Origin of the sequence: Streptomyces sp. NPDC059371, assembly GCF_042751995.1 — a bacterium.
Taxonomy (GTDB): Bacteria; Actinomycetota; Actinomycetes; order Streptomycetales; family Streptomycetaceae; genus Streptomyces.
Genome location: NZ_JBHYXD010000026.1, coordinates 1 through 9,254 on the forward strand (window position 1 = coordinate 1; position 9,254 = coordinate 9,254).

Consider the following 9,254-nt stretch of genomic DNA (forward strand, 5'->3'; position numbering starts at 1 on the left):
GCGCCCACCGCCCCGGCGCGCCCCGCGGGGCGCGGGGGGGGCCGGCCCGGGGGGGGCCCCCCCCCCCCGGGGGGGGGCGGGCCACACGGTCGTTCGGGAAGCGGGTCAGCTCGCCTTCGAGGCGCCGCGGCGGCGCATGCCGAAGTAGACCGCTCCGCCACCGACGATGACGAACGCGCCGGCGATACCGGCGATCATCGGGGTGTTGGAGTTCGCACCGGTCTCGGCGAGGTTGGACTCACCGGCGGCCGCGGACGGCTGGTTGTCGCCCGGGGTGGCCGGAGCGGCGCTGCTCTCCGCGTCGGACGGGGTCGCCGAGTCCGAAGGGGTGTCCGAGGGAGTGGACTCCGAGGGCTCCGGGCTCGCCGACGGGGACGGCGACTCCGACTTGGTGCTGCAGGCCTCGTCCTTCGTCACCAGGTTCGGGTTGATGTCCTTGTCCACGATGCCCGGGACACTGACGTGGATGCGGTACTCCGCCTTGGGCGCCCAGTCCTCCGAGAAGGAGACGGTGGCGCCGTCCTTGCTGCCCGTGACCTTCTGGGCGTCGCCGACCTGGTGGTCGTCGGCGCCGTTGCGCTCGAGGAAGACCGTGATGGTGGCTTCCTTGGCGGAGGAGTCGACGTCGGTCACGGTGATGATGCCCTTCCCGTTGCCGTCACAAGTGGCGGCCGCCGAGAAGTCCTTGATGTTGCAGGCGAGTGCGTTGCCGGCGACGCCGAGCGCGAGCGCGGCAGAGGCGGAGGCAACGCCGAGGATTCGCACGGTACGTGCGGTGCGTCGAGATATGGACACGATTGCCCTTCACAGGTTGCGCAACTGCGGGGGGTGTGGGGGGATTTGCTGCAATCTTTCCAGCAACAACGCCCCCAGGAGTCTCACAGGTCTATAAGCGCGACCTAAGTGCTGTCAATGCGTAGGTGCTGCCTCGTTGTTGGCTTTGCCGAGTTGTTAACGTCCCAGGTGTTTGAGCGCTTCCGGAGCGTCATCGACGCCGTCGACGAGGGCGATCCGCGACTCCATCGCACGTTCCCTGGCCAGCGACGTGAGCAGTTCCCAGGCGGGGTACTTCTCGGTCCAGTGCGTCCGGTCCACCAGGACCATGGGGGTCGGCTCGCCCCTGGACCCGTAGTAGTTCGGGGTCGCGTTGTCGAAGATCTCCTGTACGGTCCCGGCGGCGCCCGGCAGGAAGACGACCCCCGCGTTCGAGCGGGCCAGCAGCCCGTCCTCGCGGGTCGCGTTGGCAAAGTACTTGGCGATGTGCGCGGCGAAGGCGTTCGGCGGCTCGTGGCCGTAGAACCAGGTGGGGATGCCGACCGAGGGGCCGCCCGAGGGCCAGCGCTCGCGCACCTCGAACGCCGCGCGCGCCCAGTCGGTGACGGAGGGCGTGAACGACGGGACGGCGGCCAGCACGCGCAGGGCCTCGTCGAGCATGCCGTCGTCGAACGGGGCCGCGTACGCGCCGAGGTTCGCCGCCTCCATGGCGCCGGGGCCGCCGCCGGTGGCGACCATGAGACCGGAGCGCGTGAGGGTGCGGCCGAGGCGCGCGGCTCCCGCGTACGCCTCCGTGCCGCGTGCCATCGCGTGACCGCCCATCACGCCCACGACCCGTACGCCGGTGAGGAGTTCGTCGAGCGCGTCCGAGACGGAGTCGTCGTGGACCGCGCGCACCATCGACGCGAATATGTCGCCGTCGGCCTTGGTCCGCTGGAACCAGGCGTACGCGCGGGCGTCGGGTGTCGACTCGTACCCCGCGTCGAGCGAGGCGAAGAGTTCGTCGGGGGAGTAGAGATGACCCCGGTACGGGTCGAGGGGGAGGCCCGGTACGGGCGGGAAGACGAGGGCGCCGGAGAGGCGGACCCGCTCGGCCGCCGCGGACTCCATCGGGCAGCCGAGGAAGACGGCGCCCGCGGTGTCCACGGACAGGAGGTCCGCCGTACGGCCCGTCAGATCGACGGCCTGGACGCGGAACCCGGCGAGCGAGCCACCCGCCGAGACGACCTCGTCGAACTCGGCGAGGGATTCGATCTCACGGTCGTGGGGGGCGTGTAGGGGAGTTGGCAGCATCCCGCCCATGCTAGGGGCTGCCGCTTAAGGGGCACCGGGCTTCCGGGCCTCCGCCCCCGCGACCCGGTCCCGGGTTGCCCGGGGCCTCGCAGCTTCTTTCGCCCCCTCCGCCCCTGCCCGTCCCACCCCCTGGGGCTCCGCCCCAGACCCCGCTCCTCAAACGCCGGAGGGGCTGAAATTTCCCCTCGAACGCCGGAGAGGGCTGGAATTTGCCCTCAAACACCGGAGGGGATGGAATTTGCCCCGCATCTGGAAGGCGGGCAGGGGGTGGGACGAGGCCGGTGTGCGGACCCCTGTGCCGCGCACCGGCCTCGGCACGTCGTCGGGTCAGCCCTGGACCGCTGCCGGGTCCATCCACATGACCTCCCAGGTGTGGCCGTCCAGGTCGTCGAAGGCGCGGCCGTACATGAAGCCCTGGTCCTGTGCCTCGCCGGACCCCGAGCCGCCCGCCGCGATGGCGGCGTCGACCAGCTCGTCGACCTTCTCGCGGCTCTCGGCGCTCAGACACAGCAGCACCTCGCTGGTCTTCGTCGCGTCCGCGATCTCCTTCTTGGTGAAGTCCGCGTAGCGCTCCTTGCCGAGCAGCATCGCGATGATCGTGTCGCTGATCACCACGCAGGCGCAGTCGTCCGTGGAGAACTGGGGGTTGATCGTGTAGCCGAGCTCCGTGAAGAACTTCCTCGAGGCGGCCACGTCGGACACGGGCAGGTTCACGAAGATCATCTGCTGGTACATGCGAGGTTCTCCCGTCGGTGTTGTGCCGTTCGCAGGGATAGACCGGGGGTCCGCCCGGAACTCATCGCCCGGCGCGGACCCCTTTTCCCGAACATCGCGCGGAGTGCTCCGCGGGCCGGTCAGCGGATCAGGGGAAGCGCGGCCAGTTCGGCGACCGCCCAGGTCAGCGGAGCGAACGCGACGAACAGCGCCCCGGCGCGCAGGGCCGCCGCGCCGCGCAGCATGGTGGCGGGCGCCCCCAGCCGCAGCAGTGCCGCCGTGGTGTCGGCCCGGCTCTGCCGCGCCTCGACGGCGGCGGTCGCCAGCGTCAGCAGCGTGCACCCGGCGACCAGCAGCGCGCCCAGGGTGGTCAGCGGACCGAAGGCGGGCCGGGCGCCGGTGTACAGCGTCGTCATGGCGAACCCGCCCGACGCCACCGCGCACACCACCCCCAGCGGCTGCCCGATGCGCCGCGCCTCCGACTGGAGCACCCGCCCGGCCAGCAGCCGCAGCGCGCCGGGACGTACGGCCTGGAGCAGCCATCCGCACAGATAGGTGATCGCGGGCCCGGCGAGGGCCAGACCGACCGCCGTCAGCACCCAGCCGAGCAGCACCCCGGCCGGACCGCCGACGAACCCGCCGGGCAGCGCGAGCGCGGGCGCGGTTCCCGAACGGCTCGCGTACGTCTCCACGGCCAGCCCGGCCGCCAGCGTGGCCGCGCCCCAGGGGAGCCCGTTCGGGTAGCCCGGCGCGGGCGGCAGCCCGCCGGAGCCGGCCTCGGCGACCCGGCGCGGGTCCGGGCGCGCCCCGGACACGGCGCCACCCTCGTACGCCGGACGCGTGTCCCCGTACACCGCGTCCATGTCCATGTCCATGTCCACGAACGACGGCAAGTCCGTCCGCTCGTACGAGGCGGGTGTCCCGTGGGCGACCGCGGCCGGGCGGTCCTCCGCCGACGGCGTCCCGGTCTCCCCGGAGGCGTATGCCTCGGCGGTCCAGTGGAAGTCGGGGCCGCCGGAGCCATTCGGGGAAGGGGCAAGCGGGTCGGGTGCCGGGAGGGCGCCGACGACGGCCGCCGACGTGTCCCCGACCCCGTCGCTCGTGCCGGTCACGGTGAGACCCTCGCTCGTGCCGGTCACGGTGAGGCCCTCGGCCGTGCCCGCTGTCGCGAAGCCCGTGGGCCCGCCGGGCGCGGTGAACGGCGCGGGCGCGGCGGGAGCGCCACCCGCCGGCCGTCCGGTGCCGCGCACGGAGGTCCGTGGCGCGCTCGCGACGGCGCTCTGCCGCGCCGACATCCAGGTGCGGCCGTACGACCACGCGGCGCGCACCGGACGGCCGCCCCGGGGACGCAGCGAAAGGGCTGCCGCGCCCGAGGCCGCGACCGGCACCAGGGCGAGCAGCGTGAGCGCCGCGGGCAGGGGCAGCGACTGGCCGGAGGCGAGGAAGTCCGCCGCCGCGCCGCCGAAGGGGACGGCGGTCAGGTCGCCGCGCAGATGGAGGAAGAGGAGCAGGGCGAGCAGCGAGCCGAGGAGCGTGGACAGGGCGGTGGTGGCGGCGGAGATCGCCATCAGCCGGCCGGGACCGAGGCCGACGGCGGACAGGCCGGGCCGGGGCCGGGTGGCGGGGTCGGTCCGGGCGACCGCGACGGCGAAGTAGACCGTGGCGGCGAGGGGCACGACGCACCAGGCCAGGCGCAGCGCGCCGGCGGCCGAGGCGTCCGGATGGCTCATCGCGTAACCCAGCGTGCACAGCAGCAGGAACCCGGTGCCGGCGGAGGCGGCGGCGACGAGGAGCCGGCGGAGCTGGACGAGGGGGTGGCCCCCGCGGGCTAGACGGAGAGCGAGCACGCGGCCCGGCCTTCCGTCTCGGTGACGGGGGGCAGGTGGACGGTGTTCACACGCCGCCCGTCGAGCAGGCACACCGTGCGGTCGGCGAGGGCCGCGGTGTCCGGGTCGTGGGTGGCGAGGACGGCGGTGATGTTGTGCGAGCGGGCGGCCGAGGTGAGCGTGCGCAGCACCTGGGTCTGGTCGGCGCGGTGCAGCGGGGCCGTCGGCTCGTCGGCGAACAGCACGGTGGGGGTGGGGGCGAGGGCGCGGGCGACGGCCACGCGCTGCCGTTCGGACTGGAGCAGGGCGTGCGGGCGCTTGCGGGCGCAGCGGCCGACGTCCAGGCGCTCCAGCCACTCCAGGGCGGCGGTCTTGGCGGCCCGGCGGGTCCAGCCGCGCAGCATCAGCGGGAGGGCGGTGTTCTCCCAGGCGTTCAGCTCGGGGATCAGCGTCGGGACCGGGTCGATCCAGCCGAACCGGTCGCGGCGCAGCCGCTCGCGGGTGAGCGGGCCCATGGTGTGCACGGGCGAGCTGTTGAACCAGACTTCGCCCTGCTGGGGCAGGAGCTGGCCGGACAGGCACCGCAGGAGGGTCGTCTTGCCGCTGCCGCGCGGGCCGCAGACGGCGAGGATCTCGCCCTCACGGATGCCGAGCGAGACGCCGCTGAGCGCGGGCGAGCCGTTGTGCGTGACGTGCAGGGCGCGCGCCCAGAGCACGTCGTTGTCAGGCGGGGCCACCATCGCGTACACCTCGTTCCGAGCTGATGTGCCGTGCCCGGCGATCTCTTCGAGGTCGCTCGGTCCCCCGGACGGGGGAACGAAGGCAGGGCCGATCGGTCACAGGGCACGCTAAGGAGTCGGGGCCGGGAGGCCGGACAGCACACGGCCCCGGGCCGCCCATTCTCACTCGAACGGGCGCCACCGGGGCCGGGGTTGATCAGCCGGACGGAAGAGCCGGGCCCACCGTGGGGAAGCGGCGGGGCCGGGCTCGCGGCCGGGGATCAGCGGGGTGCGATCAGAGCTTGGTCCACGCCTCCGTCAGCACCTGGCGGACGATCCCCTCGATCTCGTCGAAGGTCGACTGGTCGGAGATCAGCGGCGGCGAGAGCTGGATGACCGGGTCACCGCGGTCGTCGGCGCGGCAGTAGAGGCCGTACTCGAAGAGCTTCTTGGAGACGAAGCCGTAGAGCACGCGCTCCGACTCCTCGTCCGTGAAGGTCTCCTTGGTGGCCTTGTCCTTCACGAGCTCGATGCCGTAGAAGAAGCCGTTGCCGCGGACGTCGCCGACGATCGGCAGGTCGTGCAGCTTCTGCAGGGTCTGCAGGAAGTTGGCCTCGTTGTCCAGCACGTGCTGGTTCAGGCCCTCGCGCTCGAAGATGTCGAGGTTGGTGAGCGCCACCGCCGCGGAGACCGGGTGGCCGCCGAAGGTGTAGCCGTGCAGGAACGTGTTGTCGCCCTTGTAGAACGGCTCGGCGATGCGGTCGGAGACGATGCACGCGCCGATCGGGGAGTAGCCCGAGGTCATGCCCTTGGCACAGGTGATCATGTCCGGTACGTAGCCGAACTTGTCGCAGCCGAACATCGTGCCGAGGCGGCCGAAGGCGCAGATGACCTCGTCCGAGACCAGCAGCACGTCGTACTGGTCGCAGATCTCGCGCACGCGCTGGAAGTAGCCGGGCGGCGGCGGGAAGCAGCCGCCGGCGTTCTGCACCGGCTCCAGGAAGACCGCGGCGACGGTCTCCGGGCCCTCGAAGAGGATCTCCTGCTCGATCTGGTCGGCGGCCCAGCGGCCGTAGGCCTCGGGGTCGTCACCGAAGAGCGGGGCGCGGTAGATGTTGGTGTTGGGGACCTTGTGGGCACCCGGGACCAGCGGCTCGAAGGGGGCCTTCAGGGCCGGCAGGCCGGTGATGGACAGGGCGCCCTGCGGCGTGCCGTGGTAGGCGACCGCGCGCGAGATGACCTTGTACTTGGTCGGCTTGCCCTGCAGCTTGAAGTACTGCTTGGCGAGCTTCCACGCGGTCTCGACGGCCTCGCCGCCACCCGTCGTGAAGAACACCTTGTTCAGGTCGCCCGGCGCGTGGTGCGCGAGGCGCTCGGCCAGCTCGATGGCCTTGGGGTGGGCGTAGGACCACACCGGGAAGAAGGCCAGCTCCTGGGCCTGCTTGAAAGCCGTCTCGGCCAGCTCGGTACGGCCGTGTCCGGCCTGGACCACGAACAGGCCCGCGAGACCGTCGAGGTAGCGCTTGCCCTTGTCGTCGTAGATGTAGGTGCCCTCACCACGGACGATGGTGGGAACGGGCGCGTTCTCGTACGAGGACATGCGGGTGAAGTGCATCCACAGGTGGTCGTACGCGGTCTTGCTGAGGTCCTTGGTGCTCACGGTTATCGGGTTCCCCACATGTAGGTCTGCTTCTTGAGCTTCAGGTAAACGAAGCTCTCGGTGGAGCGCACCCCGGGCAGAGCCCGGATGCGTTTGTTGATGACGTCCAGCAGGTGGTCGTCGTCCTCGCAGACGATCTCGGCGAGGATGTCGAACGAGCCCGCGGTCATCACCACGTACTCGACTTCCGACATGGCAGCCAGCGCTTCCGCCACCGGGTCGAGGTCGCCCTCGACCGTGACGCCGACCATCGCCTGCCGGCGGAATCCCACGGTGAGCGGGTCCGTGACGGCGACGATCTGCATGACGCCCTGGTCGAGCAGCTTCTGGACCCGCTGGCGCACGGCGGCTTCGGAGAGGCCCACGGCCTTGCCGATCGCGGCGTACGGGCGGCGTCCGTCCTGTTGGAGCTGCTCGATGATGGCGAGGGAGACGGTGTCCAACTGGGGACCGCCGTTCCTGGACTCGCGGGAGTCCCTGGGTTCCGCGCTTCGACTGGCCACGACCCCACTGTGCACGACGTATCGACAGTTCCGCAAGGTTCGGGCGATGAAATTCGTTGTTTACAGGTACGTGTCTTGCGGATTTCGCAGCTCTGGACCGTTCGGGGGTGTTGAAAACGTGGAGTCACGGATTAGGGTGGGGTCCAGGCATCTCAGGTAGTGGACACCTGGGCCGTTGGACATCCGACAGGAGGGCCGGGCAGTGAGCACCGAGCTGCGTCGTCTGCGCAATTACATCGACGGAGAGTTCCGCGATGCCGCCGATGGACGGACCACGGAGGTGGTCAACCCCGCGACCGGCGAGGCGTACGCGACCGCGCCGCTCTCCGGCCGGGCGGACGTGGACGCCGCGATGGCGGCCGCCGCCGCGGCCTTCCCGGAGTGGCGGGACAAGACCCCCTCCGAGCGCCAGAAGGCCCTCCTGAAGATCGCGGACGCGTTCGAGGAGCGGGCCGAGGAGCTGATCGCGGCCGAGGTGGAGAACACCGGCAAGCCGATCGGTCTGACCCGGTCCGAGGAAATCCCGCCGATGGTGGACCAGATCCGCTTCTTCGCGGGTGCCGCCCGCATGCTCGAAGGCCGCTCGGCCGGCGAGTACATGGAGGGCATGACCTCGATCGTCCGCCGTGAGCCGGTGGGCGTCTGTGCCCAGGTCGCGCCGTGGAACTACCCGATGATGATGGCGGTGTGGAAGTTCGCCCCGGCCCTCGCGGCGGGCAACACGGTCGTCCTGAAGCCGTCGGACACCACCCCGGCCTCCACCGTCCTGATCGCCGACATCCTCGGCGGCATCCTGCCCAAGGGCGTCTTCAACGTCATCTGCGGCGACCGCGACACCGGCCGCGCGATGGTCGAGCACCCGACCCCGGCGATGGCGTCCATCACCGGCTCCGTCCGCGCGGGCATCTCGGTCGCCGAGTCGGCGTCCAAGGACGTCAAGCGCGTCCACCTGGAGCTGGGCGGCAAGGCCCCGGTGGTCGTCTTCGAGGACACCGACATCCCCAAGGCCGTCGAGGACATCTCGGTCGCGGGCTTCTTCAACGCGGGCCAGGACTGTACGGCCGCCACCCGCGTCCTCGTCCAGGACTCCATCCACGACGAGTTCGTCGCCGCGCTCGCCAAGGCCGCCGCCGAGACGAAGACCGGCCAGCCGGACGACGAGGACGTGCTCTACGGCCCGCTGAACAACCCCAACCAGCTCAAGCAGGTCGCCGGGTTCATCGAGCGGCTGCCCGCGCACGCCAAGGTCGAGGCGGGCGGCAAGCAGGTCGGCGACAAGGGCTACTTCTACGCCCCGACCGTCGTCTCCGGCCTGAAGCAGGACGACGAGATCATCCAGAACGAGGTCTTCGGCCCGGTCATCACCGTCCAGTCCTTCTCGGACGAGGCCCAGGCCGTCGAGTGGGCCAACGGCGTCGACTTCGCCCTCGCCTCCTCGGTGTGGACCAAGGACCACGGTCGCGCGATGCGCCTGTCCAAGTCCCTCGACTTCGGCTGCGTGTGGATCAACACCCACATCCCGCTGGTCGCCGAGATGCCGCACGGCGGCTTCAAGAAGTCCGGCTACGGCAAGGACCTGTCGGGCTACGGCTTCGAGGACTACACGCGCATCAAGCACGTGATGACGTCGCTGGACGGCTGACGGCGTACCGCGCGTGAACGTGGGGGGGGGCGGGCGGGGGGCGGCTGCCGCTGCCGGGCGCCGCCCACGGCGCCCACGATCACCACCAGCGACATGAGCGCCAGTACCAGCCTGATCCAGCCC

The 9,254-nt window shown here is 71.3% G+C and carries 8 protein-coding genes; 1 reads left to right on the forward strand and 7 read right to left on the reverse strand.

Annotation, left to right across the window (positions count from 1 at the left end; genetic code table 11):
- Window positions 1-105: 105 nt before the first annotated feature.
- The 7 genes from ACFXGX_RS17195 to ACFXGX_RS17225 all read right to left on the reverse strand — a co-directional run bounded on the left by ACFXGX_RS17195 (window position 106) and on the right by ACFXGX_RS17225 (window position 7,504).
- Window positions 106-795 (reverse strand): LAETG motif-containing sortase-dependent surface protein, encoded by a 690-nt coding sequence (locus ACFXGX_RS17195; protein WP_384791179.1) that lies wholly within the window; start codon window positions 793-795, stop codon window positions 106-108.
- Window positions 796-951: 156 nt separating this feature from the next.
- Window positions 952-2,067 (reverse strand): LOG family protein, encoded by a 1,116-nt coding sequence (locus ACFXGX_RS17200; RefSeq protein WP_384791182.1) that lies wholly within the window; start codon window positions 2,065-2,067, stop codon window positions 952-954.
- Between the two features lie 327 nt (window positions 2,068-2,394).
- Window positions 2,395-2,802: a VOC family protein gene (locus ACFXGX_RS17205; RefSeq protein WP_384791185.1), complete on the reverse strand. Its 408-nt coding sequence runs from the start codon at window positions 2,800-2,802 to the stop codon at window positions 2,395-2,397.
- 119 nt (window positions 2,803-2,921) lie between these two features.
- Entirely contained in the window at window positions 2,922-4,628 is a 1,707-nt protein-coding gene (locus ACFXGX_RS17210) for a hypothetical protein (protein WP_384791188.1), read from the reverse strand.
- Window positions 4,610-5,347 carry an ABC transporter ATP-binding protein gene (locus tag ACFXGX_RS17215; RefSeq protein WP_384791191.1) on the reverse strand — a complete coding sequence of 246 codons (738 nt, stop codon included), beginning with the start codon at window positions 5,345-5,347 and terminating at the stop codon, window positions 4,610-4,612. Before ACFXGX_RS17215 ends, ACFXGX_RS17210 begins: the two co-directional genes overlap by 19 nt.
- Before the next feature lie 274 nt (window positions 5,348-5,621).
- Window positions 5,622-7,004 carry an aspartate aminotransferase family protein gene (locus ACFXGX_RS17220; protein ID WP_384791194.1) on the reverse strand — a complete coding sequence of 461 codons (1,383 nt, stop codon included), beginning with the start codon at window positions 7,002-7,004 and terminating at the stop codon, window positions 5,622-5,624.
- Window positions 6,989-7,504 carry an Lrp/AsnC family transcriptional regulator gene (locus ACFXGX_RS17225; RefSeq protein WP_355762614.1) on the reverse strand — a complete coding sequence of 172 codons (516 nt, stop codon included), beginning with the start codon at window positions 7,502-7,504 and terminating at the stop codon, window positions 6,989-6,991. The genes ACFXGX_RS17220 and ACFXGX_RS17225 overlap by 16 nt, the downstream gene beginning before the upstream one ends.
- A 187-nt stretch (window positions 7,505-7,691) precedes the next feature.
- Here ACFXGX_RS17225 and ACFXGX_RS17230 point away from each other — a divergent pair, with 187 nt between their 5' ends.
- Window positions 7,692-9,131 carry a gamma-aminobutyraldehyde dehydrogenase gene (locus ACFXGX_RS17230; RefSeq protein WP_384791198.1) on the forward strand — a complete coding sequence of 480 codons (1,440 nt, stop codon included), beginning with the start codon at window positions 7,692-7,694 and terminating at the stop codon, window positions 9,129-9,131.
- Window positions 9,132-9,254 lie beyond the last annotated feature (123 nt).

What these genes read in the sequence shown, in the direction of transcription:
- ACFXGX_RS17215 (WP_384791191.1), bottom strand. Translation starts at nt 5,347, where the DNA reads ATGGTGGCCCCGCCTGACAACGACGTGCTCTGGGCGCGCGCCCTGCAC.
- ACFXGX_RS17200 (WP_384791182.1), bottom strand. Translation starts at nt 2,067, where the DNA reads ATGCTGCCAACTCCCCTACACGCCCCCCACGACCGTGAGATCGAATCC.
- ACFXGX_RS17205 (WP_384791185.1), bottom strand. Translation starts at nt 2,802, where the DNA reads ATGTACCAGCAGATGATCTTCGTGAACCTGCCCGTGTCCGACGTGGCC.